Annotated in this window: 23 protein-coding genes; 7 read left to right on the top strand and 16 right to left on the bottom strand. The window is 66.1% G+C overall.

The window, feature by feature from the left end; all coding sequences use genetic code 11:
- Positions 1-26 precede the first annotated feature (26 nt).
- Entirely contained in the window at positions 27-395 is a 369-nt protein-coding gene (locus EJV47_RS00815) for a hypothetical protein (protein WP_126691238.1), read from the top strand.
- On the opposite strand, the gene EJV47_RS00810 is transcribed toward EJV47_RS00815, so the two are convergent.
- Positions 367-915 carry a DUF421 domain-containing protein gene (locus EJV47_RS00810; RefSeq protein ID WP_126691237.1) on the bottom strand — a complete coding sequence of 183 codons (549 nt, stop codon included), beginning with the start codon at positions 913-915 and terminating at the stop codon, positions 367-369. The two genes, EJV47_RS00815 and EJV47_RS00810, sit on opposite strands and share 29 nt — an antisense overlap.
- Positions 916-1,071: 156 nt before the next feature.
- Here EJV47_RS00810 and EJV47_RS00805 point away from each other — a divergent pair, with 156 nt between their 5' ends.
- Positions 1,072-1,482, top strand: coding sequence for a hypothetical protein (locus tag EJV47_RS00805; protein WP_126691236.1), 411 nt, complete (start codon positions 1,072-1,074; stop codon positions 1,480-1,482).
- Positions 1,483-1,745: 263 nt separating this feature from the next.
- Positions 1,746-2,948: a hypothetical protein gene (locus EJV47_RS00800; protein ID WP_126691235.1), complete on the top strand. Its 1,203-nt coding sequence runs from the start codon at positions 1,746-1,748 to the stop codon at positions 2,946-2,948.
- A 67-nt stretch (positions 2,949-3,015) separates the two neighbouring features.
- Here EJV47_RS00800 and EJV47_RS00795 read toward each other — a convergent pair whose 3' ends face one another.
- A complete protein-coding gene (locus EJV47_RS00795) occupies positions 3,016-4,041 on the bottom strand; it encodes a LacI family DNA-binding transcriptional regulator (protein ID WP_126691234.1) in 1,026 nt (341 codons plus the stop codon).
- A 179-nt stretch (positions 4,042-4,220) separates the two neighbouring features.
- Here EJV47_RS00795 and EJV47_RS00790 point away from each other — a divergent pair, with 179 nt between their 5' ends.
- The gene (locus EJV47_RS00790; RefSeq protein WP_126691233.1) at positions 4,221-4,748 is read left to right on the top strand and encodes a ferritin; all 528 of its coding nucleotides are present in this window, start codon (positions 4,221-4,223) and stop codon (positions 4,746-4,748) included.
- Positions 4,749-4,871: 123 nt separating this feature from the next.
- Here EJV47_RS00790 and EJV47_RS00785 read toward each other — a convergent pair whose 3' ends face one another.
- The gene (locus EJV47_RS00785) at positions 4,872-5,216 is read right to left on the bottom strand and encodes a thioredoxin (RefSeq protein WP_126691232.1); all 345 of its coding nucleotides are present in this window, start codon (positions 5,214-5,216) and stop codon (positions 4,872-4,874) included.
- Positions 5,217-5,366: 150 nt separating this feature from the next.
- On the opposite strand from EJV47_RS00785, the gene EJV47_RS00780 reads away from it, so the two are divergent.
- Both EJV47_RS00780 and EJV47_RS00775 read left to right on the top strand, forming a co-directional pair.
- Positions 5,367-6,968, top strand: a complete 1,602-nt coding sequence (locus EJV47_RS00780) for a sensor histidine kinase (protein WP_126691231.1) — start codon at positions 5,367-5,369, stop codon at positions 6,966-6,968.
- Positions 6,946-7,992 (top strand): response regulator, encoded by a 1,047-nt coding sequence (locus EJV47_RS00775; RefSeq protein ID WP_126691230.1) that lies wholly within the window; start codon positions 6,946-6,948, stop codon positions 7,990-7,992. Before EJV47_RS00780 ends, EJV47_RS00775 begins: the two co-directional genes overlap by 23 nt.
- Positions 7,993-8,091: 99 nt before the next feature.
- Here EJV47_RS00775 and EJV47_RS00770 read toward each other — a convergent pair whose 3' ends face one another.
- From EJV47_RS00770 to EJV47_RS00715, 12 genes are all read right to left on the bottom strand, one after another.
- Complete coding sequence (locus EJV47_RS00770) at positions 8,092-8,994, bottom strand: universal stress protein (protein ID WP_126691229.1); 903 nt, start codon at positions 8,992-8,994, stop codon at positions 8,092-8,094.
- Positions 8,995-9,043: 49 nt separating this feature from the next.
- Positions 9,044-9,784, bottom strand: coding sequence for a sulfite exporter TauE/SafE family protein (locus tag EJV47_RS00765; RefSeq protein WP_126691228.1), 741 nt, complete (start codon positions 9,782-9,784; stop codon positions 9,044-9,046).
- A 118-nt stretch (positions 9,785-9,902) separates the two neighbouring features.
- Positions 9,903-10,379 (bottom strand): FixH family protein, encoded by a 477-nt coding sequence (locus EJV47_RS00760; RefSeq protein WP_126691227.1) that lies wholly within the window; start codon positions 10,377-10,379, stop codon positions 9,903-9,905.
- Between the two features lie 95 nt (positions 10,380-10,474).
- The gene (gene ccoG / locus EJV47_RS00755) at positions 10,475-11,890 is read right to left on the bottom strand and encodes a cytochrome c oxidase accessory protein CcoG (RefSeq protein WP_126691226.1); all 1,416 of its coding nucleotides are present in this window, start codon (positions 11,888-11,890) and stop codon (positions 10,475-10,477) included.
- A gap of 84 nt (positions 11,891-11,974) precedes the next feature.
- Positions 11,975-12,868: a cbb3-type cytochrome c oxidase N-terminal domain-containing protein gene (locus EJV47_RS00750; RefSeq protein WP_126691225.1), complete on the bottom strand. Its 894-nt coding sequence runs from the start codon at positions 12,866-12,868 to the stop codon at positions 11,975-11,977.
- The gene (locus tag EJV47_RS00745) at positions 12,868-13,071 is read right to left on the bottom strand and encodes a hypothetical protein (protein ID WP_126691224.1); all 204 of its coding nucleotides are present in this window, start codon (positions 13,069-13,071) and stop codon (positions 12,868-12,870) included. Before EJV47_RS00745 ends, EJV47_RS00750 begins: the two co-directional genes overlap by 1 nt.
- A gap of 145 nt (positions 13,072-13,216) precedes the next feature.
- Positions 13,217-15,406, bottom strand: a complete 2,190-nt coding sequence (ccoN, locus tag EJV47_RS00740) for a cytochrome-c oxidase, cbb3-type subunit I (RefSeq protein WP_126691223.1) — start codon at positions 15,404-15,406, stop codon at positions 13,217-13,219.
- 378 nt (positions 15,407-15,784) lie between these two features.
- On the bottom strand, positions 15,785-16,216 hold the full coding sequence (locus EJV47_RS00735) for a DoxX family protein (protein WP_126691222.1): 432 nt from the start codon (positions 16,214-16,216) through the stop codon (positions 15,785-15,787).
- 180 nt (positions 16,217-16,396) lie between these two features.
- Positions 16,397-17,323, bottom strand: a complete 927-nt coding sequence (locus tag EJV47_RS00730; RefSeq protein WP_126691221.1) for a helix-turn-helix domain-containing protein — start codon at positions 17,321-17,323, stop codon at positions 16,397-16,399.
- A 36-nt stretch (positions 17,324-17,359) separates the two neighbouring features.
- Positions 17,360-18,256, bottom strand: coding sequence for an SDR family NAD(P)-dependent oxidoreductase (locus EJV47_RS00725; RefSeq protein ID WP_126691220.1), 897 nt, complete (start codon positions 18,254-18,256; stop codon positions 17,360-17,362).
- A gap of 374 nt (positions 18,257-18,630) precedes the next feature.
- On the bottom strand, positions 18,631-18,801 hold the full coding sequence (gene ccoS / locus EJV47_RS00720; RefSeq protein WP_126691219.1) for a cbb3-type cytochrome oxidase assembly protein CcoS: 171 nt from the start codon (positions 18,799-18,801) through the stop codon (positions 18,631-18,633).
- A 6-nt stretch (positions 18,802-18,807) separates the two neighbouring features.
- Positions 18,808-21,300 (bottom strand): heavy metal translocating P-type ATPase, encoded by a 2,493-nt coding sequence (locus EJV47_RS00715; RefSeq protein ID WP_126691218.1) that lies wholly within the window; start codon positions 21,298-21,300, stop codon positions 18,808-18,810.
- A 262-nt stretch (positions 21,301-21,562) separates the two neighbouring features.
- Here EJV47_RS00715 and EJV47_RS00710 point away from each other — a divergent pair, with 262 nt between their 5' ends.
- Entirely contained in the window at positions 21,563-22,795 is a 1,233-nt protein-coding gene (locus EJV47_RS00710; RefSeq protein WP_126691217.1) for an NADP-dependent isocitrate dehydrogenase, read from the top strand.
- A gap of 431 nt (positions 22,796-23,226) precedes the next feature.
- Here EJV47_RS00710 and EJV47_RS28835 read toward each other — a convergent pair whose 3' ends face one another.
- Positions 23,227-23,673 (bottom strand): SDR family NAD(P)-dependent oxidoreductase, encoded by a 447-nt coding sequence (locus EJV47_RS28835; RefSeq protein ID WP_207895806.1) that lies wholly within the window; start codon positions 23,671-23,673, stop codon positions 23,227-23,229.
- Positions 23,674-23,960 lie beyond the last annotated feature (287 nt).

The raw sequence follows: 23,960 nt of genomic DNA, 5'->3' as shown, positions 1-23,960 counted from the left end.
GCTGCCCGATTTTTACCACTACCGCTATGCGCTTCCCCTGCGTCGCCCTGCTGAGCCTTGCTCTGCTCACGTTTCCGGCCCCGGCCCCAGCGGCTAGCCGGCCCGCCACTACGCCGGCCGCCGCTCCGGCCCCACCTTACCAGTTTATGCACGTGCGCTACGTCGGCGGCCGTATCTACTTCTCGCCCGCCTACCAAGGCAAGGAATTTATCAAAGTGACCGATTACCAAAAGGAGGGGTTCAAGCTCTTTGATGAGAAACAGCTGGGCTGGGAGGCCATGAGCCGGCTGCTGACGGAATTTTCGGAGCAGGGCTGGGAGCTGGTGAGCGTGCTGCCCGAAAACAGCAAGGACGGCAACGAAGGCGCTATTTACCTGCTGCGCCGGCCGAAGTAGGCGCGGGCGAATCGGTTTGCAGAGTCGACAGCACCACGCTGATGCGCCCGTCGCGTTCCAGGCGGGCGGTCTGCACCTGGGTGAGGTCGTCGGTTTTGCCCGCTTCGCGGATGCCCTGCAGCAGGTCGCGGCGGCTGAGGTTGTTGCGGCGCAGGTTGCCGTACAGAATGCGCCCGGCCTGCACCAGCAGGTAGGAGCTGCCCTTGATGAGGCGGCCCACCAGGCGGTTGTGGTAAGCGGCCCAGGCCAGCAAACGGTGCAGCAGCACCAGCACCGCGCCGGCCGCCATGGTGCCGCCCAGCGGCGAGGCCGCCACCACGGCCCGGCTGAGCACCGCCCCCAGGATAATCTGGATAACCACGTCGAAGGGGCTGCTGCTGCCGAAGGTGCGCTTGTCCGAAAGCCGCAGCAGGGCCAGCGCCACGAAGAACACCAGCACAGCCCGGGCCCCCATCTGCCCGGTGCCGATGGTGTCGGAGGTGGCCTCCAGGCCGAGCAGCTCGTCGAAAAAGGCGGGCATGAGGGAAGGGAATTGGCCGATTGGGGACTCTGCCGGCATATACCGGCTCCGGCGGCACCGTGTTGCTCAGGGGGAGGCCTCACATCATTATGCATTGCCAGGCAGGGCGGCGGGGCCTACTTTTGGCCGCGTCAAACCGCTTACTATCAACTCCTCATGCCGACCCCGCGCCTCCTCCGCTTCCTGCCCGCTCTGCTGCTCCTGCTGCTGCCGCTGCTGCCTCAGCGCAGTGAGGCGCAGGTGTCCAAAAGCGGCAGCTACCAGTTCATGCAGATGACCACCATCGAGAGCATCGTGGCGGGCGGGCTGGGCCGCTCCCGGGTGCTGTTCACGCCCGAGTTCAAGGGCACCAAGGAAACGCCGATGGAAAACCTGTTCAGCCTCACCGGCATCAACATGCAGAACGTGCGCGCCAACGAGGAAACCATCCTGCGCTACCTGCAGGAAGTGCAGGCCGAGGGCTGGGACCTGGTGCAGGTGACGCCCCTCACGCAAACCCTGCAGAGCGGAGGCTCCACCGGGCAGGGCATATTCATGACGCGCTACCTGTTTCGCAAGGCCCGCTAAGCCGCCAGTCCGACCAGCCGCCAAGCGCCCCGCAACCCTGGTTGCGGGGCGCTTGGTCGTTGATAATCAGCAGTGGCCAATTTTGCAAACCGGTGAGGATGGTCGAGTCGGCCGGGCAAATCGGCCCGGATGGTGGCTGGAAAGTCGATTTGTAAAATATTGAGAGTAATATTTTGTCCGTCAAAATTTTACCGGGTAAATTGCATTACCCAAAGTAGGGTCCGGTTCCATTTCCCAACTCATTCACCCTTATTTGCCCGCTTATGCGCGCTACCTCTACCATCCTTGGTTTCGCTCTGCTACTGTCAGCCGCCGCCCAGGCCCAGAGCATCGATCCGCAGAAAGTTACCTTTGATTACGTGCGTCTGCCGCTGGTGCCCGTGCCCGCCGGCACCCGCACCTTCCAGCCCGAAGTGGTAATCCGCTACGCCGACGCGGTGAAGCAGCAGAAAGCCGACCACCAGCAGGCCGTTGCCGATGCCCAGGCCAAAGCCGCCAAGGCCAAGGAAGAGTACAAGGCCCAGTCGCTGGGCACCAAGGCGCTGAACCGCCTGGTGCTCGACGAGCGGAAGCCCGGCGACGCCGTGATTCCCGCCGCCGACTACACCGCCCAAATCTACGACCCCAAGTCCCTGGCCACCACGTACGTGAGCCTGAGCGGCCTGCAGCGCGCCCAAGCCGATGGCGACCTGCGCGTAACCGTCAGCCTCGACGGCTTCACCCAGGGCCCCATCACCCCGCTGGCCGTGCAGGGCACGCAGACGAAAATCGGCGGCGCCAGCCTCGGCGACGGCGTGAAGCACGCCTACGAGGTGTCGTACAAGTCGCCCATCGCCGTGAAGGTGACGGCCAAGGACGGCACCGTGCTGCTGGACGAGACGGTGGAAGCCACCAACGAGTACGTGAAGGCCAAAACCGAAGCCTTTGCCACCGAAGACGGCCTGAACAAGTTCTGGAAGACCAACCAGACCACCTTCATGCGCCAGCTCGACGAAAACCAGATGAAGGCCAACATGAAGCTGGTGACTGAGTACCTCGACAGCAAGTTCGGCCAGCGTCCCATCACCCGCAACACCTCCATCGTGGTGGTAACGGACAAGAAAATCAACTACGACGAGTTCCCGCAAGCCTACGAGAAGGCGCTGATGGGCTACAAGCTGCTGGCCGACCCGACCCGCGCCGCCGACGCCCAGAAGCAGATCGGCGAGGCCGTGGCCCTGTGGAACAAGGCCCTGGCCGAGTCGAACCCGAAAGACAAGAAGGCCCGCATCGACGAGAAAGTAACCGCCGCCACGCTGTTCAACGCCGCCGAAGCCAACCTGTGGATGAACAACTTCGACGAGGCTGAGCGTCTGCTGGCCAAGCTGAAGCTGATGGACATTTCGCGCTACAACACGCTGGCCAAGGAGCTGAGCGAGGTAGTGCAGGACCAGCGCACCCGCTACAACGCCAACAAGAAAAGCTAAGCGTTACGCTACGTAGCTATTGAAACGGCCCCGCTGAATACTCAGCGGGGCCGTTTTTGCTTGGAGTTCATGCTTGCCGCTGCGAGGAGGCCCGCACCAGCAGCTCGGGCGTCAGCACGACGGGGGGCGGGGTTTCGTCGCGCAGCAGCCGGAGCAGCTGCTGCACCGCCGTGCGGCCCATCTGGTGGCAGCGCTGGTCCACGGAGCTGATGGCCGGCTCGGTGAGGGCGGTGAAAGCCTCGTTGCTGAAGCCCACCACCGCCACGTCGTCGGGTACGCGCCGACCGGCGGCCTTAAGCACCTGCATGGCGCCCACGGCGGCCATGTCGTTGGACGAAAACACCGCGTCGGGCGGCGCGGGCAGCTGCAGCAGCTGGCGCATGCACTCGGCGCCGGTGCCCAGGCCCAGCGGCTGCCGGTTGATAAGGGCTTCGTCGGGCTCGAGGCCGTGGGCGCGCAGGGCGTCGAGGTAGCCCTGGTGGCGGTTGCGGTGGATATTCAGGTGCAAGGGGCCGGCAATATGGGCAATGCGCCGGCAGCCCTGCCCGATGAGGTGCGTGACGGCCTGGTAGGCGCCGGCGTAGTCGTCGAGCACCACGGCCGAGGTGCGCGGCCCGGCCATATCCTCCACGATACGGTCGAAGAACACCAGTCCCACCTCGGCCTGGCGCACCGCGTCGAAGTGGGCGAAGTCCTGGGTGGTGCTCGACAGCGACACCAGGATGCCCTCCACCTGGGCATTCATCAGCAGCTCGATGTTCTTCTTTTCCTGGGCCACGTCCTCGTTCGACTGGCAGATCATCACGTTGTAGCCCTGCTGGCTGGCCTCGATGGCAATGCCGTTGACCACTTCGGGGAAGAAATGGCCGGTGATGTAGGGCACCAGCACGCCGATGGTGGTGCTGCGGCCCCGGCGCAGGGCCGCCGCCAGCTGGTTGGGCTGAAAATGCAGCTGCTCGGCCAGCTCGCGCACCCGGGCCTTGGTGGTTTCGCTGACCTGCGGGTGGCCCGTCAGCGCCCGCGAAACGGTGGAGGGCGACAGGTTCAGGGCCCGGGCCAAATCGGTGATGGAAGTGCGGTGGGGAGGCTTCATGCGGGGAAATACGGCCCCGGTGGCGCCGGAGCCGGCCAAAAAACAGGCTGGCGGCGGCGCGCGGGCCGGCCCGCCGCCTCAGAAAGTAAACATAAGCACGAACGGCGCAACCCCGGCCCGGGGCTGCGGCCGAAGCCGTACCTTAGGCCGCAAATTACCAACCTCCTTCCCCGTTGCCGATGCTAACGCAAGCCGTTCAAGAAGCGCTGAACAAGCAAATTGCCATGGAAGCCCGCTCTTCCCAGGCGTACCTGGCCATGGCCTCCTGGGCCGAAGTGCAGCCGGGCCTGGACGGGGTGACCAACTTTTTTTACCAGCAGAGCGACGAGGAGCGCGTGCACATGCTCAAGCTGATTCGCTACGTGAACGAGCGGGGCGGCTTCGCCTTGGTGCCCGCGCTGCCCCAGCCGGTTGTCACGTTTCAGTCGCTGCAGCGCGTGTTCGAGGACTTTCTGAAGCACGAAATTGCCGTGTCGGAAAGCATCAACGAGCTGGTGGGCCTCACCCTGCAGGAGCGCGATTTTGCCACCCACAACTTCCTGCAGTGGTACGTGTCGGAGCAGCTGGAAGAGGAAGCCCTGGCCCGCATGCTCAACGACAAGCTGGAGCTGGTGGGCGACGATAAGGGCGGCATCTACCTCTTCGACAAGGACATCATGCTCTTCCGCAGCCAGACGACCTCCGAAGCCAAAGGGGGTAAATCTTAACAGCTGCCGCGGTCCGGTGGCCGCAATGGCCGAAGTGGTCCTGCGACGCCAAGTCGCAGGACCACTGTCGTTAGGGCCGTGACGACCGAACCTACCAACCGGCTGTTGCCGCCGGCCGCGCCGCTACGCCACCTCCCGCGCCGCGCCTGGTTCGGCAATGAGCCGGGTGAGCAGGGCAATGGTGGCTTCGCTGTCGGGCAGACCGGTTTGCCGCCACAGCTCCTTGCCCTGGCGCACCAGCACGCAGGCCGGCAGCTGCTCGGCGTGGAAGCTGCGCACCACGTCGGGGTGCAGGCTTTCCTCGATTTTGAGCACGCGGATGCCGCCGCCCAGGCGGTGCTGCAGCTGCGCCAGGCCGGCCAGGGTTAGCGCCCGCGCTGGCTCGGCCCGGCCGGCCAGTGGCAGCAGCACCAGCAGCACGGCTGCCTCGGGGGCCGACGGGGAAGAGTTGCGGGCGGAGACGGGCATAGCAAGCGGGGATAGGATGACCGTTACAAAATTGCCGCTTGCCCGGGCCGCATTCTATGATTTTCGTCAGCTACGCCGCTGGCATCTGTCATAAGCTGCCTTTTCTGCCGAATTTTGGGCCGTGAAGCACCTTACGCCTCACCGCCCGCCATGTCCTCGCCCTTTCCCGCCGACGCCCTGAGCCAGCTGCTGTTTGCGCAGGCGCCCGAGTTTCTGGGCCTCTACGATGCGGCGCAGGCGCGGTTCGTCCAGCTTAACCCCGCCGCTTTGGCCCTGCTGGGCCCAAACGCAGCCGCCAAGCCCGGGCTGCCGGTGCCCTTCCGCGCCGCCACGGGCGAGGCCTGGGCCGACCTGGTGCAAACGGCCCACCAGGCCGGGCACTACGCCGGGCTGGCGGAGCTGCGGCCGGCGAACCAGGCGCCCGTGGCCGGCCGCCTGGAGCTGACGCCCTTCCGCCAGGAAGGGCAGGAGCTGCTGCTGGTGCGCTTCGGGGAGCAGGGCCGCCTGCAGCAGGCCGAACGGGAGCTGGCCCAGAGCGTGCGCCGCTTCGAGGCGGTGGTGACCAACGCCACCATCGGCATCATCGTCTGCGACCGGCAGGGCCGCATCGTATCGGCCAACCGCATGTCGGAGCAGCTGTTTGGCTACGCGGCCGGGGCGCTGTGCGGGCAGCAGATTGAGGTGCTGGTGCCCAACGCCCGCGGCCGCCGCCACGAGCAGCTGCGCGAGTCGTTCAACGCCGCGCCCTCGGTGCGGGCCATGGGCGCCCACAGCGGCGACCTGGAAGCCCTGCGCAAGGACGGCTCGGTGTTTCCGGTGGAAGTCAGCCTGAGCTACTTCTACCTCGACGAGCAGCTCTACGTGGTGTCCTACGTGCTCGACATCACCTACAAGAAGGAAGCCGAGCGGGAGCTGATTGCCCAGCGCCAGCGCGTGGAGCGGCTCAACACCGAGCTGGAGCAGAAAGTGGCCGACCGCACCCACGCCCTCACGGCCACCCTGGCGCAGCTGGAGCAGCGCACCGAGGAGCTGGCCAAGGCCCTGGCCGCCGAGCAGGAGCTGGGGGAGCTGAAGTCGCGCTTCGTGAGCATGGCCTCGCACGAGTTCCGCACCCCGCTCACGGCCGTGATGAACGCGGCCACGCTCATCGAGAAGTACCCCGGCGGCGAGCAGCAGGACAAGCGCGTGAAGCACTTGCAGCGCATCCGCGCCTCCGTCAAGCACCTGAACGACATCCTGGAGGAGTTTCTCTCCGTCGGCCGCATCGAGGAAGGCCGCATCGAGGCCCGGCCCAGCGAGCTGGACGTGGCCGACTTGCTCGCCGATACCCTCACCGACGTGCAAAGCCTGCTCAAAGCCGGCCAGACCATCGCGCCCGAGGTGAGCTGCCCCGGGCCGCTGCGCCTTGATGCCTCGCTGCTGCGCAAGATCCTGGTGAATTTGCTCAGCAACGCCATCAAGTACTCGGGCGAAAACTCGGTGGTGCGGGTGCGCGCCGCCTGCCAGGGGGGGCAGCTGGTCCTTACGGTGCAGGACGAGGGCGTGGGCATCTCGCGCGAAGACCAGGAACACCTGTTCGAGCGGTTTTTCCGGGCCCGCAACGTGAGCAACGTGCCCGGCACCGGCCTCGGGCTCTACATCATTGCCAAGTACCTGGAGCTGATGAACGGCCGCATTGCCCTGCAGAGCGAGCTAAATCACGGCACCACCGTCACCGTCACCATTCCCTATGACCACCATCCTGCTGATTGAGGACAACGAGATGATTCGCGAAAGCACCGCCGAAATCCTGGAGCTGGCGGGCTACGCGGTGCGCACGGCCGAAAACGGCAAGGTGGGCGTGGAGCTGGCCCGCGCCGCCCGGCCCGACCTCGTCATCTGCGACATTATGATGCCCGTGCTCGACGGCTACGGCGTGCTGCAGATTTTCAACCAGGATGCCCAGCTGGCCGGGGTGCCGTTTATCTTCCTGACCGCCAAAACCGAGCGTACCGACATGCGCAAGGGCATGGAGCTGGGCGCCGACGACTACCTCACCAAGCCCTTCGACGAAAGCGAGCTGCTGAGCGCCATCAACGGCCGCCTCAACCGCTTCCGCCACCTCAAGCCCGACTACGACCTGCAGCGCGAGGGCCTGCACGAGTTTCTGGAAGACGCCCGCGCCGTGGGCCAGCTCGAAAGCCTCTCCACCGACCGCAAAGTGCACGCCGTGCGCCGCAAGCAGGAAATCTACCGCGAAGGCGACGAGCCCACGCGGCTGTACTTCGTGAAAGCCGGGCGGGTGAAAACCATCAAGACCACCGCCGCGGGCAAGGAGCTGATTACCGGCATCTACGCCGCCGGCGAGTTTTTCGGCTACATGGCCCTGCTGCAGCACACCAAGCACACCGACTCGGCCGTGGCCGTGGACGACGCCGAGCTGGTGTACATTCCCAAGGACGACTTTCTGCAGTTGCTGCTGCGCAACCCGGCCGTGAGCCAGCAGTTTATCCGCCTGCTGGCCGGCCGCGTGAGCGAGCGGGAGCAGCAGCTGGTGGGCATGGCCTACAACTCCATCCGCCGCCGCGTGGCCGATACCTTGCTGCAGCTGCACGCGCAGCACGGCCCGCAGGCCGCCTTCCAGCTTTCCCGCGACGACATGGCCGCCCTCGTGGGCACCGCGCCCGAGTCGCTGATTCGCACCTTGAGCGAGTTCAAGCAGGACGGCCTGATTGAGCTGGCGGGCAAGGATATCCGGGTGCTGCAGCCCGACAAGCTGCGCCGGGCCAACTGGTAAACCGGCTGGTCTGGCGGCCTGCCAATAACGCAGGCCGCCAGACCAGCCGGCTTGGCTTTCGGGAGCAGCACCCTGACTACGGTGCTTTGATCGAGCCGCTCAGGCCCAGCGGATGGAGTGGTAGTCGGGGCGCGTGGGCTCGAAGCGGGGCGGGGCCTGCCGCCGGGCGCACTGCTCGCAGCAGAACGCGGCCGCGGGACGCCGGGCCTGGCGCAGCACCAGGATGGGAATGCGCGTGTGGTAGGCCTGGGTTTTGGCGTAGCTCACGTCGAAGAAGCGGCGCAGCTCGGTCGCGTCGGCGGGGGCAAATATCAGCAGCTGGGTGTGCCGCTGCGCGCAGAACTCGCCGATGCCTTCCAGCGGGTCGTCGTCGTGCACCAGCCGGGCGGTTACGCGGCCCGCGGGCAGGCTTTGCCGGATCCGCTGCATGGCTTGCTTGGCCCGGCCGAGCGCGGCCAGCTGCGGGTAGAAATGCACCAGCTGCAGCTCGGCGCCCAGGGCCTGGGTCAGCGGCCCCAGGCTGCCGGCCGCCGGCAGCTCGGCGCGGCTGAAATCGGCCAGGAAGGCCAGGCGCGTGGGCAGGGGCCGCACGCCCGGCGGCACCACCAGCACCGGGCAGCTGGCCAGCTCGGCTATGCGCACGGCGTGGTTGCCGTGGGTGGCCGGCTCGCCGCAGTCGGTGTGCTCCAGGTTCATCAGCAGCAGCTCGGCCCCGTAGGCGTCAACGACGCTCGATACGTGGTCGTGCAGGCAGCCGGCGCGCACGGCGTAGCGGTAGCGGATGCGGCGGCCGTGCTGGCGCACCAGCTGCACGTAGCGCAGGCGCTCGGCCAGGGCGGCGAGGCGCTGCTCGTAGCCCGCCGCGGCCGCCGCCGACAGGCCACTGTGGTGGCAGTACAGCAGCACGACTTCGGCGTCGAGGCGCACGGCCAGCTTGTTGGCGTAGACCACCGTGTGCTCGGCGGCGGCCGTCAGGTCGACGGGAACGAGAAGGGTTTTCATGGGGGAGCGAAGCGGCTGAGAAGCAGAAAAAGCGGAAATCGGACGAAGCTTACCGGCCCGGCCCGCCGTGGCACATGGTGATGGGGGACGGGCCAGAGGAATCGGCGGTGCCGGGGCGCGCCCGCGTGAGCTGCGGGCTCAGGTAGGGCAGCCCCAGGCCCAGCCCCCGCAGAATGAACAGCCCGGCCATGACTACGGCCACCACCGGCACGGCCCGGCGCAGGCGGGTGCGCCAGCGCAGCGGCACCAGCTGCCCGGTGAGCGACAAAGCCAGCATCAGCGGCAGGGTGCCCAGGCCAAACAGGGCCATGTAGGCCGCGGCCCCGCCCGGACCCGGCACGCTCAGCGCCCCGGCCAGGGCCAAGTACACCAAACCGCAGGGCAGCAGGCCGTTGAGCACCCCGCTCATGTACAGCGCGCCCAGGGCCGGGCGCTGAAAGAAATAGGCCAGCGCGTTTTTCAGCCGGGCCAGCAGCTTGTCGAGGCCCACAGCAGCGGCGGCGCGGCCGGTGTAGGCTTCGGGCAGGGCCACCAGCAGCAGAATCAGCAGGCCCGAGACGATGGACAGGCCCTGCTGCCACCCGGCCAGCTGCAACGACTGGCCCAGCAGCCCCGCGCCGGCGCCCAGCGCGGTGTAGGTGCTGAGGCGACCCAGGTGGTAGAGCACCCGGCCCAGCACGTAGCGGCCCCGGGGCTGCCCCGCGCCCGGCAAAGCCAGCGCAATGGCCCCGCACATGCCCACGCAGTGGAAGCTGCCCAGCAGTCCGAACACAAAACCGGCCCAGAGCATCGGTGAAATGGTGAGGTGGTGAAATGGTGAGTGGTCGTTCTGGCGCGGTCAACAACACGCAGGCGGCGCCAACGAAGGGCAAGTTCGTTGGCGCCGCCGCGGGCTCCCATGACGAAAATCAGTTGGGCACCGTGATATTTTGCTCCACGAAATAGGCCTGCCCGGCGGCGGTGAAATCCAGGCGCAGGCGCCAGTAGCCGGGCCGTAGGCGGGCCGTGCTCAGCTGCTGGGTGCCGCTGGCATCGGGCCGCAGGGGCACGATGAAGTCCAGCGCCTGGTCGGAAGGCCGGAAAAACTGCACCTGGCCTCGGGCATCGGCGGCCAGGGCGGCCGGCAGCTGCAGGGTGAGCGTGCGCGCGTGCTGGCTGATGCCGACGGCGCCGGGCAGGGCCCGGGTGCGGGCCGCAGCTTCCATGCGCTGCTGGTGGCGCAGCTCCTGGGCGTAGTAGTCGGCGCTGACCAGGTCGACGCTGGTGCGCATGGCCTGCTGCACCATGTAGCCGATAAACGCGGCGAAGAGCACAAACGCGGCCACAATGGTGTAGGGCCAAAGGCTGCGCGGCGGGGCAGGCTTATTCACGGGAAGAGTAGTCATGGGAGGGAAGACTTTGCGTAGACGTGGGGCCGTAGCCGGCGGGCGTAGCTGGGCCGCAGGGCAGTAGTCGCCGGCCGCCTGCCGACTGGCCCGCGCTACCGGGGCGGCGCCAGAAACTTGGTTTCGGCCTCGGTTATCAGCCGGCCGGCGCTGTACACGCCGATGCGGAGGCGGTTGCTGGTGCGGGGCAGCGCATCGGCCGGCAGCTCGGCGAAGAACACGCCTTCCACCAGGCCCTGGGCGGGCAGCTGCAGGACCGGCTGGCCCACCAGCTGCACCGCGCCGCCGGCCGGCTGCAGCACGCGCAGCTCCAGGGGCATGGCCGCGTTGGTTTTGTTGATGACGGATATGTTGTAGAGGTTGGTGACGGTACCGCGGTCAGTCTTTTGAAACAGCTGCCCGGGCGTGCGCAGCACCGTGGCGGCCACGTTGGAGCGCGTGACCAGCAGCCCCACCATGGCCGCGGCCAACAGCAGCAGCACGGCCGTATAGGCCTTGAGGCGGCCCGTCACCCGAAACTTGCTGCCCTGCTCGATGTGCACCTCGGCGTCGTAGCGAATCAGGCCGGGCGGCTTGCCCACCAGGTCCATGATGGCGTTGCAGGCGTCGATGCAGGCGGTGCAGTTGATGCACTCCATCTGCTGGGCCCCGTTGCGGATGTCGATGCCGGTGGGGCACACCTGCACGCACTGGCGGCAGTCGATACAGTCGCCAGCGGTGCGCGCCTGGTTTTTGCGCAGCTTTTCGCGGGGCTCACCCCGGCCGTGGTCGTAGGCCACGCTGATGCTGTGCTGGTCGAGCATCACGCCCTGCAGGCGGCCGTAGGGGCAGGCAATGGTGCACACCTGCTCGCGGAAGTGGGCAAACACGGCGTAGAACAGGCCCGTGAATACCACCATGGCGCCCAGCCCGCCCAGGTGCGCCAGCGGCGGGGCCATGACGATGCCCAGCAGCGCCTCCGTGCCGATGAGGTAGGCCAAAAAGGTGTTGGCAATCAGCAAGGAGATGAGCCCGAACAAGGCGTGCTTGCTGGTTTTGCGCCAGATTTTGTTCCAGGTCCAGGCGGCTTTGGCCAGGGCTTTCTGCCGGGGTGCGTCGCCCTCCAGCCAGTACTCGATGCGGCGAAAAACCATTTCGAGGAAGATGGTCTGGGGGCACACCCAGCCGCAGAACACGCGCCCGTACACCACCGTGAACAGGATGACGAAGAGCACGAAGGCCAGAAAGCCCAGCAGCAGGATGAAGAAGTCCTGGGGCCAGAAGATCTGCCCGAAGATGATGAACTTCCGCTCCACCACGTTGAGCAGCAGCACCGGCAGGCCCTGAATGCGCAGCCAGGGGCCGGCAAAGAGCAGGGCCAGCAGCGCGTAGCTGACCCACTGGCGGGCCCGGTACAGCCGGCCCTGGGGCTGCTTGGGAAAGAGCCACACCCGCTTGCCCGCGGCGTCGATGGTGGCAATGGAGTCGCGGAAGCTTTCGTCCGGGGCGACTTTGGTAGGGGCGGAGTTCATCGGCGGGGCGCGGCGGCCGGGTGGCTGTTACAGCCGCCCGGGGCCGCGTTTAATTCAACTACACGTGCGAACAGGCCGGCCGCGTTAGAGCCGGGCTACCGACTTGGCGGGCGTTTCCTTCTCGCCCTGCGGGGCTTTGGGGTTGGCCGGCTTCGAGCCCTGAATGCTCAGGATGTAGGACGACACCTGCAGCATCTGCTTGGAGGAGAGCTTGCCCTTCCAGGCCACCATGCCCTTGCCCTGCACCCCAAACTTTACCGTGTGGTACACCTTGTTGACCTCGCCGCCGTGCAGCCAGTACTCGTCGGTGAGGTTGGGGCCCACTTTGCCCTCGCCGTTCTGGCCGTGGCAGGCGGCGCAGTTTTGGGTGAAGATGGTCTTGCCGGCGGTCAAATCGGCCGGGGCCGAGAGGGGCTGGTAGGTGGTGAGCTTGTTGGGGTCGTCGTTGGCGCCCAGCTGGGCGGCCATCAGCGCGGCCTGCTCCATTTCCTGCTGGTACTCGGCTTGGCTGAGCTGGCCGCCGCTGGTCACGTGGAAGTGAACGAAGTAGATAACGCCGAACACGATGGTGAGGTAGAAGCCGTACTTCCACCAGGGCGGCAAATCGTTGTCGTACTCGGTGATGCCGTCGTAGTCGTGGCCGGCCATGACGTCCTCCCGGTAACGGCCGGTCAGGCCCACCGCGTCGCCCAGCAGCAGGCCCAGGGCGCGGCCGTACCACTGCTCCCGGATGGGTTCGATTTCGTAGATCTTGCGCAACAGGGGCCGCATCTGCCAGAGCAGCCCGAACATCAGCAGCAGCACGAAGATGATTAGGGCCGTGAGCCCGCCCATCAGCCAGAGCATGGCCGTCAGCGCCGAGCCGGTTTCGGCCGTGGGCGTAGCCGCGCTGGTAGCCGGGGCTTCCTGGGCGTGGGCGGCGGCCGTGGTGAGCAGGGCGCCCAACGTCAGCAGGGCGCCGAGGGGTAGCTTACGCATTAGCACAGCGCACCTCCTTCCGTGTGGGCCGGGGTGGCGTGGTCGTCGTCCAGCAGCGGCATCTGCTTCATGGCCTGGATGTGCTGGCGGCTCACGATGCACACGTACACCAGCAGGGCCAGAAAGAAGAGAAAGAAAATGGCGAAGGAGATGAGCGGGTAGATTTCGATGCCCGCAATGCGCTCCAGAACGTTTTTGTACATGGTCGGTGACGTTGGGTGTAGCGCGGGCTTCAGCCCGCGTCCGGCCGGACGGTTATCGTGGCACGACCACCCGGACGATTGGAATTACTATCGGACGGACGCGGGCTGAACCGAAGGAAGGCGTAGCCAAGCCCGCGCTACATGCTTATTCGGCGGCTACGGCAGCCTGCTCGTCCTTCACTTTGATGTCGGTGCCGAGGCGCTGCAGGTAGGCAATCAGGGCCACGATTTCCTTGTCCGACTTCACCTGAATGTCCTCCTTGGCCAGCTCGGCCACGATGCCCGCAGCTTGCTTTTGGGCTTCGGCCACGGCCTGCTGCTCGAAGCCCTCGGGGTAAGGCGTGCCGAGCTGGCGCAGGGCGCTGATTTTAGCCGGGGTGTGGGAGTAGTCGATGCTGTTCTCGAACAGCCAGGGATAGGGCGGCATGATGGAGCCGGGCGACATGCTGGTGGGGTCCAGCATGTGGTTGTAGTGCCAGGAGTGGGGGTACTTCTGGCCCACGCGGTGCAAATCGGGCCCGGTGCGCTTGGAGCCCCAGAGGAAGGGCCGGTCGTACACAAACTCGCCGGCCTTGGAATACTCGCCGTAGCGCTCCGTCTCGGAGCGGAAGGGGCGCACCATCTGGGTGTGGCAGTTCACGCAACCTTCCTTGATGTACACGTCGCGGCCTTCCAGCTCCAGCGAGGTATAGGGCTGCACCGTGGCAATGGTGGGCACGTTGGACTTCACCAGGAAGGTCGGAATCATCTCGACCAGGCCGCCGATGAGGATGGCCACCGTGGCGCCGATGCTCAGCTGCACGGGGCGGCGCTCAATCCAGCGGTGCCAGTGCCCGTCCTCGTGGCTGTGCGCGTGGTCGATGACGGCCGGGGCGTGGAATTTCTCGTTGGCGAGCAGGGAGCCGGCTTTGGCGGTCTGCCAGAGGTTGTACACCATCAGCAGCACGCCACTCAGGTAGAGCACCCCGCCGATGCCGCGCAGGTAGTACATCGGCACAATCTGCATCACCGTCTCGAGGAAGTTGGCGTACTGCAGCATGCCTTCCTCGTTGAACTGCTTCCACATCAGGCCCTGCGTAAAGCCGGCCCAGTACATCGGAATGGCGTAGAACAGAATGCCCAGCGTACCCAGCCAGAAGTGCGTATTCATCAGCCGGCGCGAGTGGATGGGCGTCTGGTAGAGGCGCGGCCACAGCCAGTAGAGCACGGCGAAGGTCAAAAAGCCGTTCCAGCCCAGGGCCCCCACGTGCACGTGGGCCACAATCCAGTCGGTGAAGTGGGCAATGGCGTTGACGTTCTTGAGGCTCAGCATCGGGCCCTCGAAGGTGGCCATGCCGTAAGCCGTAATGGCCACTACCATGAACTTCAGAATGGGCTCCTGGCGCACCTTGTCCCAGGCGCCGCGCAGCGTGAGCAGGCCGTTGATCATGCCACCCCAGCTCGGCGCAATCAGCATGACGCTAAAGACCACGCCCAGGCTCTGCGCCCAGTCGGGCAGGGCGGTGTAGAGCAGGTGGTGCGGGCCGGCCCAGATGTAGATGAAAATCAGGGACCAGAAGTGTATGATAGAGAGGCGGTACGAATACACCGGGCGCTCCGCCGCCTTGGGCAGGAAGTAGTACATCAGCCCCAGGTAGGGCGTGGTGAGGAAAAAGGCCACCGCGTTGTGGCCGTACCACCACTGCACCAGCGCGTCCTGCACCCCGGCGTAGAGCGAGTAGCTCTTGAGCAGCGACACCGGAATTTCCATCGAGTTGACGATGTGCAGCACCGCCACCGTCAGGAAGGTGGCAATGTAGAACCAGATGCCCACGTACAGGTGCTTTTCCTTGCGCCGCGCAATGGTGCCGAACATGTTCCAGCCGAACACCACCCAGACGAGCGTAATGGCAATGTCGATGGGCCACTCCAGCTCGGCGTACTCCTTACTCGTCGTGAACCCCAGCGGCAAGGTGGCCACGGCCGACACGATGATGAGCTGCCAGCCCCAGAAGTGGATTTTGCTCAGCAGGTCCGAGAACATGCGCGTCTTGCACAGGCGCTGCAGCGAGTAGTAGACGCCGGTGAAAATGCCGTTGCCGACGAAGGCGAAAATCACCGCGTTGGTGTGCAGCGGGCGGATGCGGCCGAAGGTGGTGTAGGGCGTGCCCATATTCAGCTCGGGCCGGGCCAGCTGAAAGGCCGCAATGACGCCGATGAGCATGCCGGCAATGCCCCAGAACACGGTGGCAACGCCGAAGTCCCGGACGATTTTGTTGTCGTAAAACGAGGCGAGAACGGCCTTGGGGGAGGAATCCAGCTCCTGGGGCGGCTTCGCTTGGACTAGCACAGCCATAGCGCGAAACGGGTTGGTTTTGAGTAGCACAAAACTCCCCCAAGGCCGCCCGCGAAAAGATGATGAACGTCAGCCCGCCCGGCTGATTGATGTCAGGCTGGACAGAAACCGGACGGTTCGGTCGCGCAGAAGAAGAAGAACGCCCGATAGTGTAGAAACAGAACGTCATCCTGAGCGCAGCGAAGGACCTTCCTCGCACCCTGCACCAACTAAAAAGCGCAGCCACCTACGCCCTTTCGTTAGGGTCGAGGTGACTGCGCTTCTTTACTAAAGCTGAAAGCGTTAGAGCTCGGTCTGTAGCGGCGGTGCTAGGTCCGAGGAAGGTCCTTCGCTAAGGCTCAGGATGACGTTCTATTTTGCACGTTCTGCCCACGCTTCTTAGGCTAGCTTTTGCCGGCTTTGCCGCAACGCCTTCAGCGCCCCGGTGCTCCACAGCGCCCAGGCTATCAGCACGGGCTGCAAGAACAGCCGGCCCAGGCGCTTCTCGTCCGTGTCGAGGCCGAAGGCGTCGATTTGGTGGGTGTACTGGTGCACGTTGCCGGGGAAGACGGCCGCGTAAAAGGCGCCCAGCCCCAGGCCCAGCGCCGCCCGTTCCCGCTTCCACAGCAGCAGCGCCAGCCCCAGCCCGATTTCGACCACGCCCGAGGCCAGCACCGTCGTGTCTTTGTCGAGGGGCACGAAGTCGGGCACCTGGGCCTGAAACTCGCGCCGGGCAAAAGTGAGGTGACCGGTGCCGGCCGTTAGCATAAACGTACCCAGCGTCACGCGGGCCAGGTCCTGGAGGGTGGTGGTTTTGGTGTGGTGTTGCATAGCTCAAGGGGGCGAGGAGTGGCCCCGCTTCTGAGCGCGTACGGGCAGCCCGGCCGTAGGGTGACGCCCGGCCGGCGGGCGGCCATTGCCACCGGTGCTCCGCGGTGGCTTGCAGGGCCCCAGCCGAATAATGGCTACCAAGGGTGCTTCTACCCAAGCAAATTGACCGGTGGCGCCATTTCAGTTGGGCCGGAAAGATTGGCGGAAGGCCAGCGGCGTGAGGGCGGTTTTGGTTTTGAAAAACCGGCTGAAGGATTGTGAATGCTCAAAGCCGAGCGCGTAGGCTACTTCGCTCACCGACAAGCCCGTGGTGCTCAGCTTCTCCTTGGCCTGCGCGATGAGCTTGTCGTGGATGTGCTGCTGGGCGCTCTGGCCGGTCAGGGCCCGCAGCATGTCGCTCAGGTAGCTGGGCGACACGTGCAGGCGCTCTGCCAGGTACTGCACCGTGGGGATGCCCCGGCTGGGCAGGTCCTCGCTGCGGAAGCACTCCGCCAGGATTTCCTCCAGCTGCTGCAGCAGGCCGCTGTGCACGGCCTTGCGCGTCAGAAACTGGCGCTTGTAGAAGCGGTTCGCGTAGGTCAGCAGCAATTCGAGCTGCGCCACGACCACATCCTGACTGAATTCGTCCAGGCGGCTGGCCAGTTCCGCCCCGATGGTATCCAGCAGCGCCAGCAGCACGGCCTTTTCCTCGGGCGAGACGTGCAGCGCCTCGTTGACGGAGTAAGTGAAGAAGCCGTACTGCTGAATCTTTTTGGCCAGGGGATACCCGGCCAGAAAATCCGGGTGAATCAGCAGGGTATACTGCGAGCAGCCGCCCCCGGCATCTTCCTCCGCGGCGCCGATAAGCTGGCCCGGCGCAGCAAACAGCAAGCCGCCTTCCGCGAAGTCGTAATAGCCCTGCCCGTAGGTGAGCCGGCTGCTCAGCCGGGGCCGGTACGATATTTTGTAAAAGCTCAGCACGTGGGGCTGGGGCCCGGCGCCCGTCGGGGCCGGGCCGGCGCCGTGCACGAGGCTGATCAGCGGATGCTGGGGGCTCGGCAAGCCCAGCGCCCGGTGCGCCTCCGACAGCGAAGCAAACCGCAAGGGAGCGTTTTCTGGTTTTTTCATTTCTCGCGGGCCGGGCCCGGGTTACGTCCCTAACAACTACCGGCTGGCCACAGTGGTTGCGCTGGCGCCGCCCTGCGCCGCATCCGCCACCGCGGCCCAGGCTTCCCAGGTAGCCAGCCGCTCGGCGTAGGCGGCGCGCACCCAGGGCAGGTTGTGGCTGCCCAGGAATAGCCGCAGGGGCGGCTGCTCGGCATCCACCACGGCGAAGAGGGCGGCGGGAGTGGCGGCGGGGTCGCCGCGCTCCAGCTGCCGCAAGCCCGCAACGAAGTGCTGCTTGAACTCCGAGTAAATATCCAGTCCGGCCGCGAAGCGCAGCGACTCCGGGCTGCCGAACTCCGTGGCGTAGGCCCCCGGCTCAATAATGCTGACTTTCACGCCGAACGGCGCTACCTCGGCGGCCAGGCTTTCGTGAATGGCCTCAAAGGCCCACTTCGAGGAGCAGTAATAGCCAATGACCGGGGACGTGACGTGGCCCAGCCCGCTGGAAACGCCCAGGATGTGCCCCCCGCCCTGGGCCCGGAGCAGGGGCAGCGCGGCCTGAATGACGGCCACGGCTCCCAATACGTTGGTTTCGTACAGGGCCCGAATGTCGTCCAGGCTGGCTTCCTCGATGGTGCCGACCAGCGAGTAGCCGGCGTTGTTGACCACGACGTCGAGCCGGCCAAAGTGGGCGTGCGCCTGCGCCACGGCCGCCCGCACCTGCTCGGGCCGGGTGACGTCCAGCTCCAGCGGCAGCACGTTGGCGCCGTATTTCTCCGTCAGCTCGCTCAGGCTGGCCAGCTGCCGGGCCGTGGCGGCCACCCGGTCGCCGCGTTGTAGGGCGGCTTCCGTCCAGACGCGGCCAAAGCCGCGGGAAGCGCCGGTAATAAACCAGGTTTTAGGAGCAGCACCAGCAACGGGTGCCGGGCCGGCGAAATTCGGTTGAGCAGTCATGCCGCAGAAGGGGTTAGTGAACAGCACAAAGGTCCCAACCGGCCCGCGGCCCGCTGTAGCCTGATTGCGGAACGTTGTAGCGTAATCGAGGATCCTGCCAAGCGGCGGCGCCCGTTGCTATTTGCCTTGCTGCGCCTATCAATCTGCTTGCCTTGCAGTGGGTCCTGCCCGCCTATGCCGAAGCCCGCCGCTCCAGCTTCCTGAGCCAAGGCCGTTGGCCGGCGGCGGGAGTAGCACCGGGCAGTAGACTAGCGGCCCGGGTAAGCGGCGGCAGGCAGCCCCGCCGAAGTAGTGTTTACTGGTCGGGGCGGACCGCAAACGCCGCGGCGTTATGCTCGCGCGGGCACACCGCAAGGCCTTGGGCTGCCGAGCCGCTAGCGTTGCCCCCGCGGCTGCGCATTTTCCTCCTGCTCCTCGAAGAGCACCCGCACCGCGGGCGTGTAGGTGTCGTCGTACTGGTGGCTGCGCACGGCCCACACGAAGGCCAGCAGGAAGAGCACGGCCACGCAGAGCGAGATGGTGATAAGGCCGAAGATGATTTCCATGGTGAATCAGAGGTTGCGTTTGAAGGCCGCCAGCCGCACCAGCAGCGTGGCAAACAAAATGACGCTCAGCGAGCTGACGGGCATCAGAATGGCCGAGACGATGGGCGTGAACCGGCCCTGCACCGCCAGCCCCAGCCCGATGCCGTTGTACACGAACGAGACGACGAAGGTGGCCAGCACCACCTGCAGGCAGTCCTGGCTGAAGCGCAGAAAGGTGCCGAGGCGGCCGAAGCTGCGTGCGTCCAGAATGGCGTCGCAGGCGGGGGAGAAGTTGGTGAGCGTGTCGGTGAGGGCAATGCCGGCGTCGGCCTGCTGCAGGGCGCCGGCGTCGTTGAGCCCGTCGCCCACCATGATGACGGTTTCGCCGCGGCGCTTCAGCCCGGCCACGTAGTCGAGCTTGTCCTGGGGCTGCTGCCGGAAGCGCAGCTCCGCCTGCGGCCCGAACAGCTGGCGCAGGCGGTCCTGCTCGGCGTCGTTGTCGCCCGACAGCACGGCCAGCCGGTAGCGCCGGCCCAGATCGGCCAGCACCGCGGGCAGCTCGTCGCGGTACACGTTGCGCAGCACGAAGCAGCCGTGCAAATCGTCGCCCAGGCTCACGTACACGCGGGACTGCAGGTGGTCGGTGGTTGCAGGCTGCCCTATCAATTGTCCAGGGGGCAAACCCTGGGCCAGGGAGGCAGCGGAAGTGTCGGCCGCTGCTGCTGCGGTGTCTGCCCCCACAAAGGCCGCCGAGCCAGCCTTCACCACCACGCCCCCGACCACCCCGCGCAGGCCCTGGCCGGGCACTTCCTCGAACTGCGTGACGGGCAGCGCGCCGGCGGGCAGCTCCCGGGCCAGGCGCTGGCTGAGCGGGTGCGTGCTCTGGGCCACCAGCGCCGCCACCGCTTGCTGCTCCTGCCGGGTCAGCACCGGGCCGCGGTAGTCCACGGCCGAGCGCTGCACGTCGGTGAGCGTGCCGGTTTTGTCGAACACGATGGTGGTGGCGCGGCCCAGGGTTTCGGCCACGGCGGCGTTCTTAAGGAAGAAATGCCGCCGCCCGAACACCGTAAGGGCGCTGCCCAGGGCGAAGGGCGTGGCCAGCGACAGGGCGCAGGGGCAGGCAATGACCAGCACCGAGGTAAACGCCCGCCACATCAGGGCCTGGTCGCGCGGGTACCAGTACAGAATGGCGCCGGCCGCAATCAGCAGGGTGGCGGCCACGAAGTAGCGGCCCACCTTGTTGGCGTAGGTTTCCAGGGTCTGCTTTTCGGCTTTCTGAAAGGCGGGGTTGTTCCAAAGCTGCGTCAGGTAGCCCTGCGCCACCTCGCGCACCACCTCCAGCTCCACGGCTTCGCCCAGCTGCCGGCCGCCGGCGTACACCAGCTCGCCCGCCCCTCGGCTCACCGGCGCCGATTCGCCGGTCACAAAGGAGTAGTCGATTTGCCCGCGGCCGCGCATGAGCATGGCGTCGGCCGGAATGACTTCCTGGTTGCGCACCCGGATGCGCTGCCCCACCCGCAGCTCCTTCACCGATACCGACTGCTCGCCCGCGGGCGTAAGCAAGGTCACGGCCACCGGGAAGTAGGAGGTGAAGTCCCGGTCGAAGCGCAGCGCGTCGTGGGTACGCTGCTGCACCCAGCGGCCGATGAGCATGAAGAATACCAGGCCGGTAAACGAGTCGAGGTAGCCCGGGCCGCGGTGGGTGAGAATATCGAAAACGCTCACCGTAAACAGCGCCGTGAGGCCCAGGCTGATGGGGAAATCGAGGTTGATGCTGCCCTGCCGCAGCCCGGCCCAGGCCGCGCGGTAAAAGCCCTGGGCGCTGAACAGCAGCACCGGCAGGGCCAGCGCCAGGCTCAGGTAGCCGAAAAAGTGCCCGAAGGCCGCGGCCAGCTCGCCCGTCACGGCCAGGTAGTCGGGGAAGGCCAGCAGCATCACGTTGCCGAAGCAGAAGCCGGCCAGCCCGAGCTGATAGTACAGCCGGCGGCTGCCGCGCGGGGGCTGGGCGCCCAGCTCGGCCAGCGAAATCTGCGGCTCGTAGCCCAAACTGGCCAGCAGCTGCACCACGGCCTTGAGCGAGGTTTCGCCGGGGTGGTAGCTGAGGCTGATTTCGCGGCGCAGAAAATTTACCCGCGCCTCCCGCACGCCCGCATCCAGCCGGTGCAGGTTTTCGAGCAGGTAGATGCAGGAGGCGCAGTGCATCTGCGGCAGCTGCAGCGTGAGGCGGGCCAGCGTCGCGGAGCGGAAGCTCAGCAGCTGGGTCTGCACCGAGTCGGCGTCGAGGTAGTCGAAGCGGCCGGGCAGCTCCACGGCTGCTATTTTCTGGCCGGGGTGCTCGTCGCCGAGGGCGTAGTAGCGGCAGAGGTGGTGGGCGTCGAGCAGCTCGTACACGGCCCGGCAGCCCGGGCAGCAGAAGGGCAGCTCGGGCCGGCCCGCCAGCCGCACGGGCTCGTCGGGGCAGGCGTCGCCGCAGTGGGCGCAGGCCGCACGAACGGTAGGAGGGGGAGCAAGAGCGGGCACGGGCAGGTCGGAATTGGCTGACGGGGCAAAATTCCGGCGACGCCAGCCCGAAAAACCTGACGTTCATCAGCCTGCCCGCGTGATAGTCGTCAGGCGCTGCCGGGCCCGCCGCCATATTCAGGAGGGGCCGGCGGCGCATGGGTGGGAAATCCGCGTTAAGTTTAACGCGGCAAACGCCGCCGCCGGCCCCCGGGCCCGCCCGGCGCCCACCTTTCCAACACCAACAAGGTCCGTGGCCCGATGCCACGACAGCTTAACGCCCATGGCCAAAATCAAGGTAGCAAACCCCGTAGTCGAACTGGATGGCGACGAAATGACGCGCATCATCTGGAAATTTATCAAGGACAAGCTCATCACCCCCTACCTGGAGCTGGACATCAAGTACTTCGACCTCGGCATCGAGTACCGCGATGAAACCAACGACCAGGTGACCATCGACGCGGCCAACGCCATCAAGCAGTACGGCGTGGGCATCAAATGCGCCACCATCACCCCCGACGAGGAGCGCGTGAAGGAGTTCGGTCTCAAGCAGATGTGGAAGTCGCCGAACGGCACCATCCGCAACATCCTCGACGGCACCGTGTTCCGCGAGCCTATCGTGATGCAGAACGTGCCGCGCCTGGTGCCCAACTGGACGGCCCCCATCTGCATCGGCCGCCACGCCTTCGGCGACCAGTACCGCGCCACCGACTTCGTGACCAAGGGCAAGGGCAAGCTCACCATCACCTTCCAGCCCGAGGACGGCGGCGAGGCGCAGTCGTTTGAGGTGTACAACTTCAAGGGCGACGGCGTGGCCCTGGCCATGTACAACACCGACGAAAGCATCCGCGGCTTCGCCCACGCCTGCTTCAACCAGGCCCTGATGAAGGGCTGGCCGCTGTACCTGAGCACCAAGAACACCATCCTGAAGAAGTACGACGGCCGCTTCAAGGACCTGTTCCAGGAAATCTACGAGCAGGACTACCAGGAGAAGTTTACGGCCGCCGGCATCACTTACGAGCACCGCCTCATCGACGACATGGTGGCCTCGGCGCTGAAGTGGAACGGCAACTTCGTGTGGGCCTGCAAAAACTACGACGGCGACGTGCAGAGCGACACCGTGGCGCAGGGCTTCGGCTCCTTGGGCCTGATGACCTCCACGCTGGTAACGCCCGACGGGCAGACCATGGAAGCTGAAGCTGCCCACGGCACCGTGACGCGCCACTACCGCGACCATCAAAAGGGCAAGCCGACCTCCACGAACCCGATTGCCTCCATCTTCGCCTGGACGCGCGGCCTGGAGTTCCGCGGCAAGCTCGACGGCAACCAGGAGCTGATTGACTTCTGCCACGCCCTGGAGCAGGTGTGCATCGAAACCGTGGAAAGCGGCAAGATGACCAAGGACCTGGCCGTCTGCATCCACGGCAACAAAGTGGAGCACGGCCGCGACTACCTCTACACCGAGGAGTTCCTGGAAGCCCTGGACACCAACCTGAAAGCCAAGCTCGGCCGCTAAGCCCGCCGCACGAGCCAACGAACAAGCCCCTTCGCGCCGCGGAGGGGCTTGTTGCGTTTTAACGGGAGGCGCCGCTTCGGCCTGGCCCGGGGGGAGTGGCCGGGCTGTTTCCGCGGCTGCGACGCCGGACGGGGCTCTATTACGACGCCTAGTGCTCCGTTTTCGATAACGCCTGGCTCATTCGACTTCTATCTTTCTTATCCACCCGAAGCAGCTGCTCCGCGTGGCGGGCCTCGGCCTGAGCGGGCTAGCCGGTTTCCTGGCGGGCTTAAACGAATGCCAGGAGCTCCTGTTATTTAGTAGCACAGCGGCGCCTCGCTGCGCGCCACCTGCTCGACTGCTCATTTCGTGCGCTTATAGAACCAATGTCGCTGACTACCTTTTATGCCGCGTGCGCGCCTACCCCGGCGTCGGCGGCGGGCGTGCTGCCGCTACCCAACATGGACGCCGGGCTGGGCCATGTCAACGTCTTTCCGCTCGCAAACCTGCGCGGAGCACTCCCGATGACGTTCAGCCGACGGGCCTACCACAAAATCACGCTCTGCCGCGGGCACAGCCAGGTGGAGTATGCCGACCGGGCGCCGCACCGCGGCCGCAACACCGTATTTCTGGTCACGCCGCGGGTGCCGTACCGGTGGCTGCCCCTCACCGACGCGCCCGAAGGCTACTGCTGCCTCTTCGAACACGTCGCCCTGCACGGCAATGGCGGCGCCGCCCTTGGCGGTAATGGCCTGCACCACGCGGTCGGCCCCGGCCTTGCTGGAGGCGTAGTTGACCACCACCCTGGCGCCCTGGGCCGCAAAAGCGGCGGCAATGGCGGCACCTATGCCTTTGGAGGCCCCGGTAACGACGGCGACCTTGTTCTGTAGCTTGTGCATTTGGGGTAAGGGAGTTGGCCTGCCCGCCCGGTTTGTGCGGGCGGGAGGTGGTTAAGACTTGAAGAAGGGCAGGCGGGCCGGGCGCCCGGGCCGTGGCGTTAGCCGTAGCCGCCAGCGGCACCCGCTACGGGCAGCTGCCCTGGCAGGCGTGAAGCCGACTGCTGATACCCAGTCAGTTGGTGAGGCAAAACTGGCGGCTTGCCAGGAGGCGAAACGAGGACATTTGTCACCAAATTCTCCCTTGCCTACCTCTGCCAACCCGGCGGCCTCCGATTCCGGGGAGCAGC

It is taken from the genome of Hymenobacter gummosus, assembly GCF_003970915.1.
Lineage (GTDB): Bacteria > Bacteroidota > Bacteroidia > Cytophagales > Hymenobacteraceae > Solirubrum > Solirubrum gummosum.
The sequence above is the reverse complement of the archived record's forward strand: the minus strand, read 5'-3'. Positions and strand labels throughout refer to the sequence as shown.

Coding starts and splice junctions, on each gene's coding strand:
- EJV47_RS00815 (WP_126691238.1), top strand. CDS start 27: ATGCGCTTCCCCTGCGTCGCCCTGCTGAGCCTTGCTCTGCTCACGTTT.
- EJV47_RS00810 (WP_126691237.1), bottom strand. CDS start 915: ATGCCCGCCTTTTTCGACGAGCTGCTCGGCCTGGAGGCCACCTCCGAC.
- EJV47_RS00805 (WP_126691236.1), top strand. CDS start 1,072: ATGCCGACCCCGCGCCTCCTCCGCTTCCTGCCCGCTCTGCTGCTCCTG.
- EJV47_RS00800 (WP_126691235.1), top strand. CDS start 1,746: ATGCGCGCTACCTCTACCATCCTTGGTTTCGCTCTGCTACTGTCAGCC.
- EJV47_RS00795 (WP_126691234.1), bottom strand. CDS start 4,041: ATGAAGCCTCCCCACCGCACTTCCATCACCGATTTGGCCCGGGCCCTG.
- EJV47_RS00790 (WP_126691233.1), top strand. CDS start 4,221: ATGCTAACGCAAGCCGTTCAAGAAGCGCTGAACAAGCAAATTGCCATG.
- EJV47_RS00785 (WP_126691232.1), bottom strand. CDS start 5,216: ATGCCCGTCTCCGCCCGCAACTCTTCCCCGTCGGCCCCCGAGGCAGCC.
- EJV47_RS00780 (WP_126691231.1), top strand. CDS start 5,367: ATGTCCTCGCCCTTTCCCGCCGACGCCCTGAGCCAGCTGCTGTTTGCG.
- EJV47_RS00775 (WP_126691230.1), top strand. CDS start 6,946: ATGACCACCATCCTGCTGATTGAGGACAACGAGATGATTCGCGAAAGC.
- EJV47_RS00770 (WP_126691229.1), bottom strand. CDS start 8,994: ATGAAAACCCTTCTCGTTCCCGTCGACCTGACGGCCGCCGCCGAGCAC.
- EJV47_RS00765 (WP_126691228.1), bottom strand. CDS start 9,784: ATGCTCTGGGCCGGTTTTGTGTTCGGACTGCTGGGCAGCTTCCACTGC.
- EJV47_RS00760 (WP_126691227.1), bottom strand. CDS start 10,379: ATGACTACTCTTCCCGTGAATAAGCCTGCCCCGCCGCGCAGCCTTTGG.
- ccoG (WP_126691226.1), bottom strand. CDS start 11,890: ATGAACTCCGCCCCTACCAAAGTCGCCCCGGACGAAAGCTTCCGCGAC.
- EJV47_RS00750 (WP_126691225.1), bottom strand. CDS start 12,868: ATGCGTAAGCTACCCCTCGGCGCCCTGCTGACGTTGGGCGCCCTGCTC.
- EJV47_RS00745 (WP_126691224.1), bottom strand. CDS start 13,071: ATGTACAAAAACGTTCTGGAGCGCATTGCGGGCATCGAAATCTACCCG.
- ccoN (WP_126691223.1), bottom strand. CDS start 15,406: ATGGCTGTGCTAGTCCAAGCGAAGCCGCCCCAGGAGCTGGATTCCTCC.
- EJV47_RS00735 (WP_126691222.1), bottom strand. CDS start 16,216: ATGCAACACCACACCAAAACCACCACCCTCCAGGACCTGGCCCGCGTG.
- EJV47_RS00730 (WP_126691221.1), bottom strand. CDS start 17,323: ATGAAAAAACCAGAAAACGCTCCCTTGCGGTTTGCTTCGCTGTCGGAG.
- EJV47_RS00725 (WP_126691220.1), bottom strand. CDS start 18,256: ATGACTGCTCAACCGAATTTCGCCGGCCCGGCACCCGTTGCTGGTGCT.
- ccoS (WP_126691219.1), bottom strand. CDS start 18,801: ATGGAAATCATCTTCGGCCTTATCACCATCTCGCTCTGCGTGGCCGTG.
- EJV47_RS00710 (WP_126691217.1), top strand. CDS start 21,563: ATGGCCAAAATCAAGGTAGCAAACCCCGTAGTCGAACTGGATGGCGAC.
- EJV47_RS28835 (WP_207895806.1), bottom strand. CDS start 23,673: ATGCACAAGCTACAGAACAAGGTCGCCGTCGTTACCGGGGCCTCCAAA.